The organism is Buchnera aphidicola (Shivaphis celti) (assembly GCF_039349365.1).
In the GTDB taxonomy this organism is placed as follows: Bacteria; Pseudomonadota; Gammaproteobacteria; order Enterobacterales; family Enterobacteriaceae; genus Buchnera_L; species Buchnera_L aphidicola_AL.
The window spans coordinates 401470-422485 of record NZ_CP134977.1; the positions used below are offsets into that span (position 1 = coordinate 401470).

Genomic DNA, 21016 nt, shown 5'->3' on the forward strand with positions numbered 1-21016 from the left:
GTAAAATAAAATGTTAACAACTTTTATCATCAAAGGAAATTATTTCTTTAATAGAACATACATTTAACAAAATCATCACAATTCTATCTAAACCAATCGCTACTCCTGAACAATCAGGCATATAAATACTACGTAATGAACTTATAAAACGTTGATCAATACAACGTTTTTTTAAATTACGATACACTCGCAAATTATTTTCATGATTGAACCTTCTATACTGTTCGTCTGCGTCAATTAATTCACAAAATCCATTTCCTATTTCAATTCCCTTAAAAAATATTTCAAAACGATCCGCAATACGTAAATCATACTGATTAATTTTTGCAAGTAAGGCTTGTTGAAAAGGGTAATGGTATATAAAAATTGGTCTGTATAATCCTAATTTTTTTTCAATAAAAATATTAAAAATTATACTTAATAAATCAGAAATATTATTTTCTTTATGAATTAAATGTTTATGACCATGATTATATAAAATAGAATTTAGCTCTTGAATATCAGTTGATAATGGATTAATATTCAAAAATTTCATAAAAATATCTTCATAAGAAGATTTATCAGAATATAATATATGAAAAATATTATTTAAAAATATTTCAATCAATTCTATCATATCAAACATATTATAAAATGGTTGATACCATTCTAATATTGTAAATTCTGTATTATGTAACTTACCATATTCATTATCTCGAAAGGCATGACAAATTTGATACATTGGACCAAAACCATCCGACAATAATCGTTTCATATGATATTCTGGACTTGTTATTAACCATAACGTACTTTTTAAATCATCTTGTTTATTATCCATAATTACTTGTAATGGAAATAAATGCAAATCAGTAACCGTATATTTTGTTAATGCAGGTGTTTCTATTTCAACGATATTTTTTTGAAAAAAAAAATTACGAACTTTAGAAAGAAAATTTGACCTTTTGTATAATCGATAAATAAATTTAGTATCCATCAATATCATCCAAAAGTAAAAAATTTATTTAAAAATATTAACAGATAAATTAATATAAATAAATTAATTAATAAAATTAAAATAATTGATCTTTGGTAATTCATATTTAGATAAAATTACCGATGTTTTAGCACCAAAGTTTTTATAATCAATCAAAAAATCATTTTTATTTACTTTAGTTAATTTTCCTAAGTAAGTTACTGTCAAATGAATTCTATGGTCCTTAATATTATTAATTGTATAAAAAACAGTACATTTTTCTGGACTAAAATTTGATATTTTTTTTGCATGATAAAATATTTCTAAACATGGTCTACTTGTTAAATCATTTTTAAAACATGTAAAAATTAATTTTCTTAAAAAGATATCAGGAATATTTTTTTTAAAATTAATATACATAATACGATTTTCTTGATGGGAAAAATTTCTCCCATCAATGATAATATTTATTGGAAAAATAATACCATGACGCATATTAATCACATTTTTAGCATCATGAAATATTTTTTTACTAAACAAAACAGTGCTATGTAATTGATTAACAGATTTTAAAGAAACCCAACAAATTTCTTTAATATTTTTTCTCAAATCATTAATTTTTTTCACAGAAATATCATTTTGCACACTTATATCTCTAGAATCAAAATGATAAAAAAAACTACCCATCATAGGAAAATCAACATAATCCGAGGTACGAAAATTAAAATTCTTTTTTAAATACTGAAAAAATAAATTTTTTTTTAAAAAAGAAGTTGGATGTTCAATATTTGATTTTATACAATCAACCTTGTCCTGTATAAAATTTTCTATATTTTTATTAAAAGAAAAAATGTTTTTAATACAATCAACAGATCGTTTAATAGTACTACAAAATCTTGATCCATCTAAATTAGACTCAACTAAATCTATAGGATTAGGGGAAATTTTCACACAAGTAGTAACAGCTTTAGGAACAGCAAAAACCACATTTTGAATTAAATCTCCTAAAAGAGAATTATACTTTTTATCTTTTAAATCTTTATAAAAATCAAAAAAAGGAACAGAGGATAAAAAATCTTGTACATGTTTTTCATATGAAACATTTTCATTAATTTTCCTGTTTAAAATACCGAAAAAATTTATTTTACTTATATGTTTATATACCATTTTTTTTAAAATAGTATTATGAATATATGATATAAATTTTATTTTTGAAATCACAGGAAAAAAATTAAAAATATTTTTTTTAGAAACATGTAATATTTTTTTATTTACTTGATGAACATGACTAATAATAGTATGGTATACACAATGTTGTTGAATAACAGCATTTACTGTAACATGTTGAATATTAACAGGGAAGGTAAATGACATAATATTTTATTCCCTTATAAATTAATGAATATTTATTGTTTATTTAAATAAAATCATATTTATTTAAATATTATAAATAAATATAAAATTATTCTTAATAATATTACATTATACCATAAAATATATATTTTAATACAATGAAATATAAAATTAAAATTATTAATAAAACGAAATCAGTAAATAAAAAAAAAATAATAAATAAATGGAATTTAATTGACGATCAATATGCTAAATTTTCGTTGATTCTCCAAGCAAATCGTATTGAATTACAAGATAATACAAATAAAAAAGAGAAAAATATATGGATAAATTTTAACTATCAAAATTTTCAACAATATAAAAAAGATTATAAAAGAAAAATTATAAAAGCAGTAAAAATAAAAAAAAAAAAAAAAATAAATATTTTAGATGCTACTGCAGGTTTAGGAAAAGATGCTTTTATATTATTTTCACATGGATACAATATCACTATGATAGAAAGAAACCCTATTTTATCTATTTTATTAGAAGATGGATTAAAAAGAGGATTTAAAGACAAAATGATTGGTACTTTGATAAAAAAAAAAATGAAACTAATATATGCATCATCAATTAATATAAATCAAATGAACCTTCAAAAACCTGATGTAATATATATAGATCCTATGTTTCCTTCATATAAACAAAAATCATTACCTAAAAAAAATATAAAAATTATAAAAAAAATAGTAGGAAGTGATTTAGATTCTATCAACTTGTTTCACGAATGCATGAAATTTTCTGTATATAAAATAGTAGTTAAACGACCAAAAACATCTTCATATATTTCATGTCACAAACCAAGTTATTCAATTAAAACTAAAAAATATCGATTCGACATTTATATTAATCATAAAATAAAAATTTAAAAAAACATATATTTGATATCTAAAGCAAATCAAAAAAAAAAAAAAAAAAAAAAAAATAAAAAATAAAGCATATAATTAAATTTAATTACAATTTTTTTGATTTAACTTTGATATCATACGAATACCGATGAGCAATAAAGAAATAATAAAAATAGAAATTCCCATCCAATTTCCTAACGACCAAAAAATCCCACCAAAAGTTCCTAATATACTAGATCCTAAATAATAACAACATAAATATAATGAAGATGCTTGACCTTTAGCTATAGTCGCTCGATGACCTACCCAACTACTAGAAACAGAATGTGCAGAAAAAAACCCAGTAGAAAACATCATTAAACCAAAAATAATTAAAATCAAAAAATCCAATTGTGTAAACACAATACCAATAATCATAATTAATAAAGAATAAATTAAAACATTTTTACGACCATATTTTATAATAAACTCACTGGCTTTTGGAGAACTATAAGCACCAGTCAAGTATACTATAGAAAGTAATCCTATAATCATTTGATTTAATGAAAATGGAGGAATCATTAATCTATATCCTACATAATTAAATAAAGTAACAAAACTACCCATTAATATAAAACCAATAAAAAATAATATAGGTAATACACGATCTTTGCATTGTAATACAAAACTATGAAAAATTTTTCTTGGATTAAGAGAAATTCCTTGAAAATTGTTCGATTGAGGCAATAATAATAAAAATAATAAAGAACCAGTTAACGATAATAAACCAATAATAAATAAAGATCGAGACCAGGTACAATAATTAACTAAAACACTACTTAAAAATCTACCAGAAAATCCACCAATAGTATTTCCACTAATATACAAACCAATAGCAAATGGAATCACTTTAGGATGTATTTCTTCACTTAAATAAGTCATCGCTACTGCTGCAACACCACTTAATGTTAATCCAGTTAATGTTCTCAAGAAAATAATTTCAATCCATGTATTCATAAAAGAACATAAAATTGTTAAAAAAGTAGCTAATAATAAAGAAATACTCATGACTATTTTTCTTCCAAATGTATCTGATAAAGAACCTGTAAATAACATGCCTATTGCCATAGAAGCAGTAGCTACTGATAGAGATAAACTACTTTGCGCTGGTGATAAATGAAATTCGCTAGAAAATGTTGGCAATATAGGTTGTACACAATATAAAATTGAAAATGTTGATAATCCAGCAGAAAAAAGTGCAAAAATTACTCTTTTAAATGTTATTGTATTTTGAAAAATATACTTTTTATTTTTGTAGCAAAGTTTAATCAATTTGTTTTTCTGATAATCATTTTGTGCATTTTTACTAAATTCAAACAAAATAGCTCTCCAAATTATGTAAATTATACATTATAATAAATATTATATATAAAACACGTAAAATTACACTTTATTTTAATATTCATTAAAATGAAAAGATATAAATTATACAATTAAAAATTTTTGATCAATAAATCCATCATACACATGAACAGCGGGACCACACATATATACTGAATGATTTAACCCTTTCCACAAAATACGTAACTTTCCACCAGGCAAATTAACAATTACTTGAGAATCTAATAAACCATTAGTTATTCCAAACACTACTGCAGCACAAGCTCCACTTCCACAAGCTTGTGTTTCTCCCACTCCTCGTTCATAAACACGCAAAATAACATTATTTTTAGAAACAACTTGCATAAAATTAACATTAACGCCATCTTTAAATAAACCGCATTGATTAAAATATTTACCTATTGTATCAACATTACATTTTTTAATATTTTTTACAATAATAACACAATGTGGGTTTCCTAAAAAAACTGCGCCAAATTTAAACAACATAGTATTAATTTTTAAATTCTGTACAATTAAATTATTAGATGTACATACTTCATGTTTATTAAAATTAAACTGTGGTTTTCCCATATCAACAATAATATTATTAGAATTCTTTATATTTAATACTAAAGAACTATAATTAGTATAAACATAAATTTCTCTTTTTTTTGTTAGATTTTTTAAATATACAAAATATGCAAAACATCTCGCACCATTACCACATTGTGCAACTTCACATCCATCAGCATTAAAAATTCGATAATAAAAATCAAAATTCAATTTTTGAGATTTTTCTACAAACAATACTTGATCGCAACCAATTCCAAGATTACGATGAGATATTTTTTTTATTATATCTGGTGAAATATGAAAATTTTGATTGATTCTATCAAAAATAACAAAATCATTTCCTAAACCATGCATTTTTGAAAAATATATTTCTTTAGATTTATCAGACATATATAAAATTCACATTAATTAAGAATAAAAATCATAATTATAATATAATACAATTATTCATTAATAAAAATAAATAGAATAAAAATATGAATAATACTAAATTTATAACCTTATACAATCAAATTTTATGTCATATTGAAGATTATTTAGATAAATTTGATCACAAAACAGAAATGGATTATGAAATAGTACATCATATGATGACTATTTCTTTTTCATTAAATAATAAAATTATCGTTAGTAAACAAGAAACATTAAAACAAATTTGGTTGGCTACTAAAAATAACGGTTATCATTTTAATTATCAGAATAATAACTGGATATGCAGTAAAACAAAAAAAAATTTTTGGAGAATTTTAGAAGAAGCGTTTTATATTCAAGGAAATGAAAAGGTAGATTTTAGTAAATTTATTACTATTGTCAAATAAAATCGGCGAAAGAGGATTCGAACCCCTGACCTACTGGTCCCAAACCAGTTGCGCTACCAAGCTGCGCTATTCGCCGAAAATTATATCATCAAAAATATTTGGGTGACTAATGGGGCTCGAACCCATGACATCTGGAACCACAATCCAGGACTCTACCAACTGAGCTATAGTCACCATTAAAAATATAAAATATATTCAATACTTTATTAATAATTATAACAAAAATAAAACTTAAAGTAAATATTTTATCATATACGCTCATCAGGATTCGAACCTGAGACCTCTACCTTCGGAGGGTAGCACTCTATCCAACTGAGCTATGAGCGCATGCAATTCTACAAAAAAGTTATAATAATATATTATATATAACATTGCTTTTCTTAATCAATATAATATATTATTATAATTTTTTATTATTTATAAAAATATATTTTCAATTTTACTTTCTTTTCATCATATGAAAAAATTCATAATTAGTTTTTGTCATAGACAATTTATTAATTAAAAATTCCATAGCATCAATTTCATTCATAGGATGAATAATTTTCCTCAAAATCCACATTTTTTGTAATTCTTCAGAAGAAGTTAATAATTCTTCTTTTCTTGTTCCGGAACGATTATAATCAATCGCTGGAAAAACACGTTTTTCCGCTATTTTTCTCGATAAGGGTAATTCCATATTTCCAGTACCCTTAAATTCTTCATAAATTACTTCATCCATTTTTGAACCAGTATCTACTAATGCAGTAGCAATAATTGTTAAGCTACCCCCTTCCTCAACATTTCTTGCCGCTCCAAAGAAACGTTTTGGTCGATGTAAAGCATTTGCATCGACACCACCCGTTAACACTTTTCCAGAAGATGGAATAATCGTATTATACGCTCTGGCTAAACGAGTAATTGAATCTAATAAAATAATCACATCTTTTTTATGTTCTACTAAACGCTTTGCTTTTTCAATTACCATTTCAGAAACTTGAATATGCCGAACAGATGGTTCATCAAAAGTAGAAGCAATCACCTCTCCTTTTACTAGTCGTTGCATTTCAGTAACTTCTTCCGGTCTTTCATCAATTAATAAAACCATTAACACACAATCTGAATGATTATATGCAATACTTTGTGCAATATTTTGTAATAACATCGTTTTTCCCGCTTTTGGAGGAGCAACAATTAAACCTCTTTGCCCTCTTCCTATAGGAGAGGCCAAATCTAATACCCGAGCAGTTAAATCTTCCGTAGAACCATTTCCTCTCTCCATTCTTAATCTAGAATTGGCATGTAAGGGAGTTAAATTTTCAAATAATATTTTAGTTCGAGCATTCTCTGGTTTATCATAATTCACTTTTTTAACTTTTAAAAGTGCAAAATACCGTTCACCTTCTTTAGGTGGTCTAATTTTACCAGAAATAGTATCTCCTGTTCTAAGATTAAATCTTCGAATTTGACTTGGAGAAACATATATATCATCCGGTCCAGCTAAATATGAACTATCTGAAGAACGTAAAAAACCAAAACCATCCTGCAAAATTTCCAGTACGCCGTCTCCAAAAATATTTTCCCCACTTTTGGCATGTTGTTTCAGAATCGTAAAAATAATATCCTGTTTCCTCATTCTGGCTAAATTTTCTAAACCAATTTTATTTCCTAGAATAATCAACTCTGAAACTAACATATTTTTTAATGCAGTAAGATTCATAAAATTTTTATTTCTTAATAAAATCTGATATCACTAGAAAAAGATTGATGGGTTCATTCTATGTAGGATAATTGAAATATATTCTATATTCATAATTAGAATAATACTAATATAATAACATAATATAAAAAAAATATCTATCAATTTTATAATATATAAATATATTATAAAAATAAATAGCTATGCTATTTGAAAATATTTATGTAGTATATTCTGAATTTCCAGTTTTGAAATTACACCAACTTTTTGTACAATTAATTTTTTACGTTTCAAAAATAACAATGTCGGTATACTTTTAATCTGATATTTTAAAGCAATTTCTTTACAATCATCTACATTAACTTTTGCAACCACCACAAAATCTTTATATTTCATTGCAATTTCATCAATAATTGGAGAAAAAATTTTACAAGGACTACACCAATCTGCCCAAAAATCTATTATAATTGGACAATCCTTTGAAGAAAGTATTGTATCAAAATTTTTATTATCTACATGTAAAATAGTACTCATAATAATATATCTCCTATGCAATAAAATTAATCATTAAAATTTATAACAATATTTATTTCCAAACTAAATCACATTTAGGTAATTCAAATAAAAACCTACTAGGTTTCATAGATTTCATTATACCATAAAAATATTTGTAAGAACAAAAACTTAAAGTCAATTTTTTTCTAGCTCTTGTAATTGCGACATAAAACAACCGACGTTCTTCAGATAAATTAATATTTTTTTTTTTATACAAGTAAGGGAAACATCCTTCTTCCAATCCTACAATATAAACAGAAGAAAATTCTAGTCCTTTTGCTGCATGTATAGTCATCAATTGTATTACATCACTTGTTTTACTAGATGAAAGATTTTTATAATGATCATGTAATATCAATTGATTTACTAACTCCACTAAAGTGGTATACTCATTTTTTTTATTTTTTTTTTCAAATTTATTAAAAAAATTTAACATTGTAGTTAATAAAGTATTAATATTATCTTTGACCGATTGAAAAAATACATCTATTTTAATGATTTTCGATAACCATTGTTCATAATTTATATCATAAATTATTTTTAATAATACTTTTCTTGGATATTTCTTGGCATAAATAACTATTTCTTCAATCCATGAAGAAAAAATTATACAAACAGCTTTTGTATTTTTACCTACAGTATCAAGAAATTTTTTATTTTTAAGAACATTGAAATAACTTTTATCCTGTTCTTGAGCAAAGGAAATAATTTTTTTTATTGTTATTTTTCCAATTTTTCGAAATGGGGTATTAATAATATTTAAAAAAGAAATATTATCATTTTGATTAATAATAAATTTTAAATATGAAATTAAAATTTTTACAGATGGCTGTAAAAAAAAAGAATTTCCCCCATATATAACATATGGTACATTATTTTGAAATAAACATTCTTCAAAAACCTTTGATTGTTTATTTGTACGATACAAAATAGCGTAATCTTTATAACACCATTGATGTTGTGATTTATGAGAAAGAATATTATTAACAATTTCTTTTGCTTCTTCATATTCGTTTTTTAATTTCAATACTTGAATTTTTACTCCATTTTCTAAATTTGAAAATAATCTTTTAGAAAAAATATGTACATTATTTGAAATTAATTGATTCGCAACATTTAATATTCTTTTCGAAGATCTATAATTACGCTCCATTTTAATTACTTGTAAATCTAAATAATCTCGCTTTAAAAGTAAAATATTTTGATCATTTGCCCCTCTCCATGAATAAATAGATTGATCATCATCTCCGACAAGAGTGAAATTTTTATTCCTTTCTGTTAACAATTGAATTAATTTGTACTGACCATAATTAGCATCTTGATATTCATCAACTAATAAATATTTAATAGAATTTTGCCATTTTTTTTTTATATTATCCACTTTCATTAATATTTTTACTGCAAAATAAATTAAATCATCCAAATCAAATGCATTATATTGCTTTAATCGCAGATTATATTCATGATAATATTGAGAAGATATTTTTTCGAAATGAGTAATAGATTTCTTTCTAGCTTTTTTTGGACTAATAATATTATTTTTTTGATAAGAAATGTATAATAATATTTTTTGTAAAACTGTGTAATCATAACAAATATTATTTGAAACAATTTTTTTAATTAAAGATCTTTGATCCATTTTATCAAATAATATATAATTAGGTCGATAACCTATTGCATCTAGTGCGCTAGAAATAATTTTCATACCTAATGCATGAAATGTCAATATATTTATATTATTTTGATTAATATATTTTATTTCTTGAAAGACTCTTTGTTTCATTTCCTGAACAGATTTATTGGTAAAAGCAATGGCAAAAATCCCTTTTTCATGATATCCATAATTTTTTATTAATTGAATAATCTTTTTTACAATAACAGTAGTTTTTCCAGAACCAGCACCCGCTAAAATTAAGCATGGTCCATTAATAGTATTCACTGCATGCATCTGTTGTTCATTTAAATACATCATAAAAACGCGTTAAATATTATTTGTAATACTTTTCATATTGATCATATTCTTTCGTAACTTTTTCCCTATATTTTCAATAGGATGATTGGCAATATTTTCATATATTTTTTGTAAATCAAGATTACTGATATTTTTATTCGGATATTCCATTCCTATATCCTCTTTCGGCAATACATTAATAAAACTACGTAATATTGATATCGATCGGAAGGTAAATAAGTAACTACCATATTCTGCTGTATCAGAAATCACAAGATTCATTTCATGAAATCTTTTTCTAGATACTGTATTAGCAATTAATGGTAGCTCGTGTAAAGATTCATAATATGCTGATTCTGGTTTCATTCCAGAAGAAACCATAATATCAAATGCCAATTCTATCCCTGCTTTTAATATCGCAATCATTAAAGTCCCGTGACGAAAATATTCTTCTTCTGATAAAGAATATGTTGATTCAGGTGCTTTTTCAAGATTTGTATTCTTAACTTTAGTACGCCATGTCAATAAATTTTTATCGCCATTATTCCAATCAGCTATCATATCATAAGAAAATTTTCCTGATAAAATATCATCCATATGCTGTTGAAATAAAGGAGATAATTTTATTTTAAGTTTGTTTGATAATTCACATATTCTATTTTTTGCAGAATTAGATACACGATTTAACATTAAAGTAATGCCGCCATGTTTCACAGACTCTGTAATGATCTCCCATCCATGTTGTAATAACTTTACTGCATAATCTGATGAATAACCGCTAGCAATTAATTTATCATAAATAACAATTGAACTTGATTGCAATAAACCACACAAAATAGTTTGTTCACCCATCAAATCTGATTTTACTTCTGCAATAAAAGAAGAATATAAAACACCAGCATGATGACTACCAATTGCACAAGCCCAAGATTTTGCAATGTTTAAACCTTTTTTTAACGGATCATTTTCGGAATGTACCGCAATTAAAGCAGGAACTCCAAACCCTCGTTTATATTCTTCACGTACTTCCGTTCCTGGACATTTTGGAGCAACCATAATTACTGTAATATCTTTTCTAATTTTCTCTCCTACTTCTACAATATTAAATCCATGTGAATACCCTAAAATTGCATTTTTTTTCATTAATGGAAGAATAGACTGAACAACATTTGTATGTTGTTTATCCGGAGTTAAATTAATTACTAAATCAGCATGGGGTATTAAACTATTATATTCACCAACCAAAAATTTATTTCTTATAGCATTTTTCCAAGACTGATTTTTATTTAAAATACTATTTTTTTTTAATGCAAAGGAAACATTCAACCCTGAATCACGCATATTTAATCCTTGATTTAATCCTTGCGCACCACAACCAACAATAACAATTTTTTTAGATTTTAAAAATCGCAATACATCATAAAATTCACTTTTCTTTAAAAATTTACAATTTTGTAATTGTATAACTTTTTCTCTAAAGTTCAATTGATTAAAATAATTCTTCATTTATATATTTCCGTAAATTATGTATTTTATCAAAAAAAGATATCAATCATTTCCAATAATATTGTATTTTAAAACAAATTAATTATCATAATTAAAAATTATTGAACAAAAAAATCATCTATTTTTTTAACATTACGAGCAGCTCCTTTATCTGCACTCATTGCAAATAAAGAATAAATTTTTAATGCTGTAGAGATTTTTCGAATACGACATTTAGGTTGATAAGATTTAAAAGAAGATAATTCTTGTGTTTTACGAATACATAACTCTTCCTCTGAAACTTTCAACTGAATAATACGTTTCAAAATATTTATATATATTAAATCTCCATTTTTTACTAAAGCAATTATACCTTTATTTGCTGCCTCTGGAGATACATGTCCAATTGATAAACCTGCACTACCTCCAGAAAACCTTCCATCAGTAATTAAAGCACAATCTTGATCTATTCCCATAGATTTTAAATAAGCTGTAGGATACAACATTTCCTGCATCCCTGGACCTCCTTTAGGCCCCTCATAACGAATAACAACCACATCTCCAGCAACAACATCGCGATTTAAAATTGCTGATACTGCATCTTCTTGACTTTCATAAACTTTTGCAGGACCTTGAAACACTAATTGTTGATTCGATAAGCTAGCAGTTTTAACAATACATCCATCTTGTGCTAAATTTCCGTATAAAACAGCTAAACCACCATCTTTGCTATAAGAAAAATCTGCGGAACGAATACAGCCAAATCGACGATCACGATCAACAGTTTTCCACCGAAAATTTTGAGAATACGGTTGAACGGTTCGTATACCTAATGGTCCTGCTTTAAACATATTAAGAATACTTTCGTGACAATTATCTAAAATGTTGTATTTCATTAACATGGTTTTCAAAGAAACGTTTAACACATTTTTAAGTTGATTATGTAATAAACCTATATTATTTAATTCATTTAAAATACCTATCACACCTCCTGCACGATGAACATCTTCTACATGATACAATGTAGTACTAGGAGCTACTTTACATAAATGTGGCGTACTTTTAGATAATCTATCTATATCAGAAATATTAAAATCAATATTACCTTCCTGTGCTGCAGCTAATAAATGTAATATTGTATTTGTAGAACCACCCATAGCAATATCTAATCGCATAGCATTTTCAAATGCATATTTATTTGCAATATTTCTAGGTAAAGTAGATAAATCATCTTCATCATAATATCTGTGAGTTAATTCTACTATTACTTTTGCAGAATTAATAAAAAGCTTTTTTCTATCAATATGTGTAGCTAATAATGTTCCATTTCCAGGTAACGCTAAACCAAGTGCTTCAATTAAACAATTCATAGAATTAGCTGTAAACATACCTGAACAGGAACCACAGGTAGGACAAGCAGATTTTTCAATATCATCTACTGTTTGATCAGAAATTTCAGGATTTGCACTGTAGCTAATAGCATCAACTAAATTGATTCTATTCATACCTTTCATGTTCAATATCTTTCCAGATTCCATAGGACCTCCAGAAACAAACACAGTAGGTATATTTAACCTCAACGCTGCCATAAACATACCAGGAGTAATCTTATCACAATTAGAAATACAAATCATAGCATCTACACAATGTGCATTAATCATATATTCAATAGAATCTGCAATTAAATCACGAGAGGGTAAAGAATACAGCATACCTGAATGTCCCATTGCAATACCATCATCTACAGCAATTGTATTAAATTCTTTTGGTACACCCAAATTAGAAGCAATAATTTCATTTGCAATCAACTTACTGACCTGTTGTAAATGTATATGTCCTGGAACAAATTCTGCAAAAGAATTGACGATAGCAATAATTGGTTTTTTAAAATCATCATCTTTCATTCCTGTTGCTCTCCATAAAGCACGAGCACCAGCCATATTTCTACCACTTGTACTAGTTTTGGAACGATATATAGGCATACTTTATCTCAAAATAAAATAAAATTTAATATAAATAAATAAATAATAAAATGATCCTACACTATAATAAACCAAATTTCTAACAGGGATGGAGGGAATTGAACCCCCAACTTTCGGTTTTGGAGACCGATACTCTACCAATTGAGTTACATCCCTTTTTTTTTGATATTATACTGAATTAAATTTATTTAGTCTACTATGAAATTAATCAATTAACGTATATAAAATCATGAAATAAATTATTTAAAATACAAAGAATAAACATATAATATTATTATATTCTTTTAAAATATAATATGATAAAAATATTTTTATACATAAAAATATTAAAATAATGGAATGAAATGTATGAAATTTCCAATTTATTTAGATTATGCTGCAACAACTCCAGTCGATCAAAAAGTTGTAAAAAATATGTTAGATTATTTAACATTAAACGACAATTTTGGTAATGCAGCATCACGATCACATCAATTTGGTTGGCAAGCTGAAGAAGCAGTCAATCTTGCTCGAGAACAAATATCACAATTGATTAATGCTGATTCTCGAGAAATAATATTTACATCTGGCGCTACTGAATCTAATAATCTAGCAATTAAAGGTTGTTGTGCATTTTATAAAAAAAAAGGTAATCATATCATAACAAGTAGTGTGGAACATAAATCTGTATTAGACACATGTAAATACTTAGAACAAAAAAAATATCTTGTTACTTATATCGACCCAAAACAAGATGGGAGAATTCATCTTGATGATATAAAAAAAAAAATAAATAAAAAAACAATATTAATTTCTATCATGTATGTTAACAATGAAACTGGAACAACGCAAGATCTTACAAAGATATCAAAAATATGTCAAGAAAATAATATTTTATTTCATGTAGATGCAACTCAGGGAATAGGTAAATTACCTATCGATTTAAAAAAAATCCATATTGATTTAATGTCATTTTCTGCACATAAAATATATGGTCCCAAAGGAATTGGTGCACTATATGTAAAAAGAAAGCCGAGAGTAAGATTAACTATGCAAATACACGGCGGAAATCATGAAAGGGGTATGCGATCAGGAACATTACCAGTGCACCAAATCATTGGAATGGGTACAGCATGTCAAATTATAAAAAAAAAGATGCATCATGAATTTTCTTATATATTAAAATTGAGAAACCTTTTATGGAATGGAATTAAAAATATTGAAGAAATATACTTAAACACCAACTTAAAATATAGTGCTCCACATATTTTAAATGTTAGTTTTAATTTTATCGAGGGAGAATCATTAATTATGGCCCTAAAAAATTTAGCAGTGTCATCTGGATCTGCCTGTACTTCTGCAAGTTTGGAACCTTCTTATGTACTACGTGCATTAGGAGTTAAAGATGAGCTAGCTCATAGTTCAATTCGATTTTCATTAGGAAGATATACAACAAAAGAAGAAATTAATTACGCAATTCAAATCATTCATCAGGCAATCAAAAAATTACGTCAACTATCACCATTATGGGAAATGTACAAATCAGGAATTGATTTAGATAAAGTACAATGGAAACATAATTAAGTATATAAGGATAGTAAAATATTATGGTATATAGCAAAAAAATTCTTGATCATTATGAAAACCCTCGCAATGTCGGATCATTTAAAAACATTAATTCAAAAAAAATTGGTAATGCTTTAGTAGGAGCACCTGCTTGTGGCGATGTCATGAAACTACAAATTAAAGTAAATAAAAATGGCATCATCGAAGATGCATGTTTTAAAACGTATGGTTGTGGGTCAGCTATTGCTTCCAGTTCATTAATCACAGAATGGATTAAAGGAAAATCAATAGAAGAAGCGGAAAAAATTACCAATGAAACGATTGCAAAAGAACTAGAATTACCTCCAGTAAAAATCCATTGTTCTGTTTTAGCAGAAGACGCAATTAAAATTGCTATTCGTGATTATAAAAAAAAAAAAAAATAAATTTCAATTTCCTGATATATTTATATAAAAATTAAATGTATCAGGATAATAAAATTAAATAAAAAATTTATTATAAAACATCCAATAAAAAATATTACATATTCAACGTTTTTAATAAGGATAAAACAATATGTCAAAAATTATTTTTTTACCACATAATACATTACTAAAAAAAGAAAAATATTGTGTAATGAAAATTGGAATGACAATACTAGATATTGCTTTAAAAAATAATATTAATATGCAACACGCTTGTGAAAAATCATGTGCATGCAGCACATGTCACTGTATTATTGAAAAAGGATATAAAAATTTATCTAGAATTACTGAAAGAGAGGAAGATGTATTAGATAAAGCTTCTGACGTAGAATATAACAGTAGATTGTCCTGTCAGGCAAAAATTATTCATATAACATCAGATATTATTGTTAAAATTCCAAAATATAAATTACCATAGTTTCTATTTAAAACTATGCATATGGATTCATCTGATTCTTAAAAATTATTTTCAAAACCATACCTTTAATATTTAGTTGTTTTTGAAAAAAATTCACTAAATACCGCTTATAATTTTGAGGAATATAATATACATTACTACCATGTATTACTAAAATAGGTGGAAAATATCCACCAATATGTACATATTTTAATTTTATATTTTTTCTCTTAAACGATTGTAATGGGTATTTCGAAACAGCATATTGCATAATTTTATTTAACTTAGCAGTTTTTATTAGTTTATTACAATCATAATTTATTCTATATATTAAATAAAAAATTCTATTAATTCCTATTTTATATATAGAAGAAATAAAATGAATATAAAAAAATTTCATCATACTATTTTTCGAATACAAATAATTTTTTATTTTATTTTGATGTACTACAGAAAGATTCTCTGCTTTATTAAATAAAATTAATAATATTTTCCCAGAATCAATAATTGTATTTAATATCCAAATATCTTGTTTATTTATTTGTTGTTTTGCATCAAAAACTAAAAGGACAATATTAATATGAGAAATTGTTTTTAAAGTTTCTAAAATTGAATAGTATTGTATAGTATCACTATTTTGTGTTTTAATTCCAGCAGTATCAGTAAATATATATTTTTTATTCAACACTATTATTTCTTCAGAAATACTATCACGAGTAGTACCTGGACTATTACATGTAATTACTCTATTTGTTTTTAATAATGTATTTAATAATGTTGATTTTCCTACATTAGGCCGTCCGACAATTGCAACTTGAAAAAGATGAGAATAATTTATTTTACTACGACATATCAAACTTTTTTTTAATAGAAATAAGTTTTTTTTATAATACTTATCTATCCAATATAAAACTTTTTTTTTTAAATTTTCAAATCCTTCTTTTTGAAACTTTGAAACAAAAAAAATATCTTTCACGCCAAAAAAATTGTATTCATAAAAAGAATATACATCATTTTGTATTTTATCTATTTTATTAATTACAAGAAATATCTTCTTTGATTGACATTGTATCATACGTAATAATAATTCATCTTCTACACAAAAACCATATTCTGCATTAATTACTAATATAACTAATTTCGATTCATTCACCGCTAACATCGTTTGAGAAAAAATTTGTTTTTTTAAAAAATCATGTTGATGCAAATAATCTATTGTAATTCCAGCTGTATCAAACAATTTAATATCAAAATTTTTATATTTTATCTTGCTATATTTTCGATCTCTTGTACAATGAGATAAATGATGTACGATTGAACACTGTTTATTAAGTATTCTATTAAATATAGTTGATTTTCCAACATTTGTTTGACCAACTAAAGTGACACAAAATTGCATATTTTATAATCTCTATAAATAAAAATAAAATAGTTATTTTTTGATAAAATCTGTAAAAACATATTAATATTATATACTAAAAACAAAAATAATGATATTGCCAAGAAATAATATAATATTTATACAACTCAGTTGCCAAGAAATAATATAATATTTATACAACTCAGTTGCCAAGAAATAATATAATATTTATACAACTCAGTTGCCAAGAAATAATATAATATTTATACAACTCAGTTGCCAAGAAATAATATAATATTTATACAACTCAGTTGCCAAGAAATAATATAATATTTATACAACTCAGTTGCCAAGAAATAATATAATATTTATACAACTCAGTTGCCAAGAAATAATATAATATTTATACAACTCAGTTGCCAAGAAATAATATAATATTTATACAACTCAGTTGCCAAGAAATAATATAATATTTATACAACTCAGTTGCCAAGAAATAATATAATATTTATACAACTCAGTTGCCAAGAAATAATATAATATTTATACAACTCAGTTGCCAAGAAATAATATAATATTTATACAACTCAGTTGCCAAGAAATAATATAATATTTATACAACTCAGTTGCCAAGAAATAATATAATATTTATACAACTCAGTTGCCAAGAAATAATATAATATTTATACAACTCAGTTGCCAAGAAATAATATAATATTTATACAACTCAGTTGCCAAGAAATAATATAATATTTATACAACTCAGTTGCCAAGAAATAATATAATATTTATACAACTCAGTTGCCAAGAAATAATATAATATTTATACAACTCAGTTGCCAAGAAATAATATAATATTTATACAACTCAGTTGCCAAGAAATAATATAATATTTATACAACTCAGTTGCCAAGAAATAATATAATATTTATACAACTCAGTTGCCAAGAAATAATATAATATTTATACAACTCAGTTGCCAAGAAATAATATAATATTTATACAACTCAGTTGCCAAGAAATAATATAATATTTATACAACTCAGTTGCCAAGAAATAATATAATATTTATACAACTCAGTTGCCAAGAAATAATATAATATTTATACAACTCAGTTGCCAAGAAATAATATAATATTTATACAACTCAGTTGCCAAGAAATAATATAATATTTATACAACTCAGTTGCCAAGAAATAATATAATATTTATACAACTCAGTTGCCAAGAAATAATATAATATTTATACAACTCAGTTGCCAAGAAATAATATAATATTTATACAACTCAGTTGCCAAGAAATAATATAATATTTATACAACTCAGTTGCCAAGAAATAATATAATATTTATACAACTCAGTTGCCAAGAAATAATATAATATTTATACAACTCAGTTGCCAAGAAATAATATAATATTTATACAACTCAGTTGCCAAGAAATAATATAATATTTATACAACTCAGTTGCCAAGAAATAATATAATATTTATACAACTCAGTTGCCAAGAAATAATATAATATTTATACAACTCAGTTGCCAAGAAATAATATAATATTTATACAACTCAGTTGCCAAGAAATAATATAATATTTATACAACTCAGTTGCCAAGAAATAATATAATATTTATACAACTCAGTTGCCAAGAAATAATATAATATTTATACAACTCAGTTGCCAAGAAATAATATAATATTTATACAACTCAGTTGCCAAGAAATAATATAATATTTATACAACTCAGTTGCCAAGAAATAATATAATATTTATACAACTCAGTTGCCAAGAAATAATATAATATTTATACAACTCAGTTGCCAAGAAATAATATAATATTTATACAACTCAGTTGCCAAGAAATAATATAATATTTATACAACTCAGTTGCCAAGAAATAATATAATATTTATACAACTCAGTTGCCAAGAAATAATATAATATTTATACAACTCAGTTGCCAAGAAATAATATAATATTTATACAACTCAGTTGCCAAGAAATAATATAATATTTATACAACTCAGTTGCCAAGAAATAATATAATATTTATACAACTCAGTTGCCAAGAAATAATATAATATTTATACAACTCAGTTGCCAAGAAATAATATAATATTTATACAACTCAGTTGCCAAGAAATAATATAATATTTATACAACTCAGTTGCCAAGAAATAATATAATATTTATACAACTCAGTTGCCAAGAAATAATATAATATTTATACAACTCAGTTGCCAAGAAATAATATAATATTTATACAACTCAGTTGCCAAGAAATAATATAATATTTATACAACTCAGTTGCCAAGAAATAATATAATATTTATACAACTCAGTTGCCAAGAAATAATATAATATTTATACAACTCAGTTGCCAAGAAATAATATAATATTTATACAACTCAGTTGCCAAGAAATAATATAATATTTATACAACTCAGTTGCCAAGAAATAATATAATATTTATACAACTCAGTTGCCAAGAAATAATATAATATTTATACAACTCAGTTGCCAAGAAATAATATAATATTTATACAACTCAGTTGCCAAGAAATAATATAATATTTATACAACTCAGTTGCCAAGAAATAATATAATATTTATACAACTCAGTTGCCAAGAAATAATATAATATTTATACAACTCAGTTGCCAAGAAATAATATAATATTTATACAACTCAGTTGCCAAGAAATAATATAATATTTATACAACTCAGTTGCCAAGAAATAATATAATATTTATACAACTCAGTTGCCAAGAAATAATATAATATTTATACAACTCAGTTGCCAAGAAATAATATAATATTTATACAACTCAGTTGCCAAGAAATAATATAATATTTATACAACTCAGTTGCCAAGAAATAATATAATATTTATACAACTCAGTTGCCAAGAAATAATATAATATTTATACAACTCAGTTGCCAAGAAATAATATAATATTTATACAACTCAGTTGCCAAGAAATAATATAATATTTATACAACTCAGTTGCCAAGAAATAATATAATATTTATACAACTCAGTTGCCAAGAAATAATATAATATTTATACAACTCAGTTGCCAAGAAATAATATAATATTTATACAACTCAGTTGCCAAGAAATAATATAATATTTATACAACTCAGTTGCCAAGAAATAATATAATATTTATACAACTCAGTTGCCAAGAAATAATATAATATTTATACAACTCAGTTGCCAAGAAATAATATAATATTTATACAACTCAGTTGCCAAGAAATAATATAATATTTATACAACTCAGTTGCCAAGAAATAATATAATATTTATACAACTCAGTTGCCAAGAAATAATATAATATTTATACAACTCAGTTGCCAAGAAATAATATAATATTTATACAACTCAGTTGCCAAGAAATAATATAATATTTATACAACTCAGTTGCCAAGAAATAATATAATATTTATACAACTCAGTTGCCAAGAAATAATATAATATTTATACAACTCAGTTGCCAAGAAATAATATAATATTTATACAACTCAGTTGCCAAGAAATAATATAATATTTATACAACTCAGTTGCCAAGAAATAATATAATATTTATACAACTCAGTTGCCAAGAAATAATATAATATTTATATAAACAAATAAAAGGATATTTATTTA

At 24.8% G+C, this 21016-nt stretch carries 15 protein-coding genes and 4 tRNA genes; 5 read left to right on the plus strand and 14 right to left on the minus strand.

Annotated features, from left to right (window positions below; all coding sequences use genetic code 11):
- Nucleotides 1–13 precede the first annotated feature (13 nt).
- Together epmA and RJT40_RS02040 are read right to left on the minus strand one after the other, a co-directional pair.
- Nucleotides 14–973, minus strand: a complete 960-nt coding sequence (epmA, locus tag RJT40_RS02035; protein ID WP_343182520.1) for an elongation factor P--(R)-beta-lysine ligase — start codon at nucleotides 971–973, stop codon at nucleotides 14–16.
- Between the two features lie 63 nt (nucleotides 974–1036).
- A complete protein-coding gene (locus RJT40_RS02040; protein ID WP_343182521.1) occupies nucleotides 1037–2326 on the minus strand; it encodes a hypothetical protein in 1290 nt (429 codons plus the stop codon).
- 137 nt (nucleotides 2327–2463) lie between these two features.
- On the opposite strand from RJT40_RS02040, the gene RJT40_RS02045 reads away from it, so the two are divergent.
- Nucleotides 2464–3213, plus strand: a complete 750-nt coding sequence (locus RJT40_RS02045) for a class I SAM-dependent methyltransferase (RefSeq protein WP_343182522.1) — start codon at nucleotides 2464–2466, stop codon at nucleotides 3211–3213.
- An 81-nt stretch (nucleotides 3214–3294) separates the two neighbouring features.
- On the opposite strand, the gene RJT40_RS02050 is transcribed toward RJT40_RS02045, so the two are convergent.
- A complete protein-coding gene (locus RJT40_RS02050; RefSeq protein WP_343182523.1) occupies nucleotides 3295–4551 on the minus strand; it encodes an MFS transporter in 1257 nt (418 codons plus the stop codon).
- A 105-nt stretch (nucleotides 4552–4656) separates the two neighbouring features.
- On the minus strand, nucleotides 4657–5496 hold the full coding sequence (gene dapF / locus RJT40_RS02055; protein WP_343182717.1) for a diaminopimelate epimerase: 840 nt from the start codon (nucleotides 5494–5496) through the stop codon (nucleotides 4657–4659).
- 107 nt (nucleotides 5497–5603) lie between these two features.
- Between dapF and cyaY the strand changes: the two genes are divergently transcribed.
- Entirely contained in the window at nucleotides 5604–5945 is a 342-nt protein-coding gene (gene cyaY / locus RJT40_RS02060) for an iron donor protein CyaY (RefSeq protein WP_343182524.1), read from the plus strand.
- A 2-nt stretch (nucleotides 5946–5947) separates the two neighbouring features.
- On the opposite strand, the gene RJT40_RS02065 is transcribed toward cyaY, so the two are convergent.
- From RJT40_RS02065 to RJT40_RS02105, 9 genes are all read right to left on the minus strand, one after another.
- Nucleotides 5948–6021 (minus strand) — tRNA-Pro (locus RJT40_RS02065).
- A gap of 25 nt (nucleotides 6022–6046) precedes the next feature.
- A tRNA-His gene (locus tag RJT40_RS02070) sits at nucleotides 6047–6119 on the minus strand.
- A 79-nt stretch (nucleotides 6120–6198) separates the two neighbouring features.
- Nucleotides 6199–6272, minus strand: a tRNA-Arg gene (locus RJT40_RS02075).
- A gap of 112 nt (nucleotides 6273–6384) precedes the next feature.
- On the minus strand, nucleotides 6385–7644 hold the full coding sequence (rho, locus tag RJT40_RS02080) for a transcription termination factor Rho (protein ID WP_343182525.1): 1260 nt from the start codon (nucleotides 7642–7644) through the stop codon (nucleotides 6385–6387).
- A gap of 180 nt (nucleotides 7645–7824) precedes the next feature.
- Entirely contained in the window at nucleotides 7825–8157 is a 333-nt protein-coding gene (gene trxA, locus RJT40_RS02085; RefSeq protein ID WP_343182526.1) for a thioredoxin, read from the minus strand.
- Nucleotides 8158–8209: 52 nt separating this feature from the next.
- Entirely contained in the window at nucleotides 8210–10150 is a 1941-nt protein-coding gene (locus RJT40_RS02090) for a UvrD-helicase domain-containing protein (protein ID WP_343182527.1), read from the minus strand.
- A 9-nt stretch (nucleotides 10151–10159) separates the two neighbouring features.
- A complete protein-coding gene (gene ilvC, locus RJT40_RS02095; protein WP_343182528.1) occupies nucleotides 10160–11635 on the minus strand; it encodes a ketol-acid reductoisomerase in 1476 nt (491 codons plus the stop codon).
- Between the two features lie 98 nt (nucleotides 11636–11733).
- Nucleotides 11734–13596 (minus strand): dihydroxy-acid dehydratase, encoded by a 1863-nt coding sequence (ilvD, locus tag RJT40_RS02100; protein WP_343182529.1) that lies wholly within the window; start codon nucleotides 13594–13596, stop codon nucleotides 11734–11736.
- Between the two features lie 83 nt (nucleotides 13597–13679).
- Nucleotides 13680–13752: transfer RNA gene (locus RJT40_RS02105), tRNA-Trp, on the minus strand.
- A 192-nt stretch (nucleotides 13753–13944) separates the two neighbouring features.
- On the opposite strand from RJT40_RS02105, the gene RJT40_RS02110 reads away from it, so the two are divergent.
- The 3 genes from RJT40_RS02110 (at nucleotide 13945) to RJT40_RS02120 (ending at nucleotide 16023) form a co-directional block, all read left to right on the plus strand.
- Nucleotides 13945–15159 (plus strand): IscS subfamily cysteine desulfurase, encoded by a 1215-nt coding sequence (locus RJT40_RS02110; protein ID WP_343182530.1) that lies wholly within the window; start codon nucleotides 13945–13947, stop codon nucleotides 15157–15159.
- Between the two features lie 23 nt (nucleotides 15160–15182).
- Nucleotides 15183–15566 (plus strand): Fe-S cluster assembly scaffold IscU, encoded by a 384-nt coding sequence (gene iscU / locus RJT40_RS02115; protein ID WP_343182531.1) that lies wholly within the window; start codon nucleotides 15183–15185, stop codon nucleotides 15564–15566.
- Nucleotides 15567–15696: 130 nt separating this feature from the next.
- Nucleotides 15697–16023 carry a 2Fe-2S iron-sulfur cluster-binding protein gene (locus RJT40_RS02120; protein WP_343182532.1) on the plus strand — a complete coding sequence of 109 codons (327 nt, stop codon included), beginning with the start codon at nucleotides 15697–15699 and terminating at the stop codon, nucleotides 16021–16023.
- Between the two features lie 13 nt (nucleotides 16024–16036).
- On the opposite strand, the gene der is transcribed toward RJT40_RS02120, so the two are convergent.
- Nucleotides 16037–17401 (minus strand): ribosome biogenesis GTPase Der, encoded by a 1365-nt coding sequence (gene der, locus RJT40_RS02125; protein WP_343182533.1) that lies wholly within the window; start codon nucleotides 17399–17401, stop codon nucleotides 16037–16039.
- Nucleotides 17402–21016: the final 3615 nt, after the last annotated feature.

Coding starts and splice junctions, on each gene's coding strand:
- epmA (WP_343182520.1), bottom strand. CDS start 973: ATGGATACTAAATTTATTTATCGATTATACAAAAGGTCAAATTTTCTT.
- RJT40_RS02040 (WP_343182521.1), bottom strand. CDS start 2,326: ATGTCATTTACCTTCCCTGTTAATATTCAACATGTTACAGTAAATGCT.
- RJT40_RS02045 (WP_343182522.1), top strand. CDS start 2,464: ATGAAATATAAAATTAAAATTATTAATAAAACGAAATCAGTAAATAAA.
- cyaY (WP_343182524.1), top strand. CDS start 5,604: ATGAATAATACTAAATTTATAACCTTATACAATCAAATTTTATGTCAT.
- rho (WP_343182525.1), bottom strand. CDS start 7,644: ATGAATCTTACTGCATTAAAAAATATGTTAGTTTCAGAGTTGATTATT.
- trxA (WP_343182526.1), bottom strand. CDS start 8,157: ATGAGTACTATTTTACATGTAGATAATAAAAATTTTGATACAATACTT.
- RJT40_RS02090 (WP_343182527.1), bottom strand. CDS start 10,150: ATGATGTATTTAAATGAACAACAGATGCATGCAGTGAATACTATTAAT.
- ilvC (WP_343182528.1), bottom strand. CDS start 11,635: ATGAAGAATTATTTTAATCAATTGAACTTTAGAGAAAAAGTTATACAA.
- ilvD (WP_343182529.1), bottom strand. CDS start 13,596: ATGCCTATATATCGTTCCAAAACTAGTACAAGTGGTAGAAATATGGCT.
- RJT40_RS02110 (WP_343182530.1), top strand. CDS start 13,945: ATGAAATTTCCAATTTATTTAGATTATGCTGCAACAACTCCAGTCGAT.
- iscU (WP_343182531.1), top strand. CDS start 15,183: ATGGTATATAGCAAAAAAATTCTTGATCATTATGAAAACCCTCGCAAT.
- RJT40_RS02120 (WP_343182532.1), top strand. CDS start 15,697: ATGTCAAAAATTATTTTTTTACCACATAATACATTACTAAAAAAAGAA.
- der (WP_343182533.1), bottom strand. CDS start 17,401: ATGCAATTTTGTGTCACTTTAGTTGGTCAAACAAATGTTGGAAAATCA.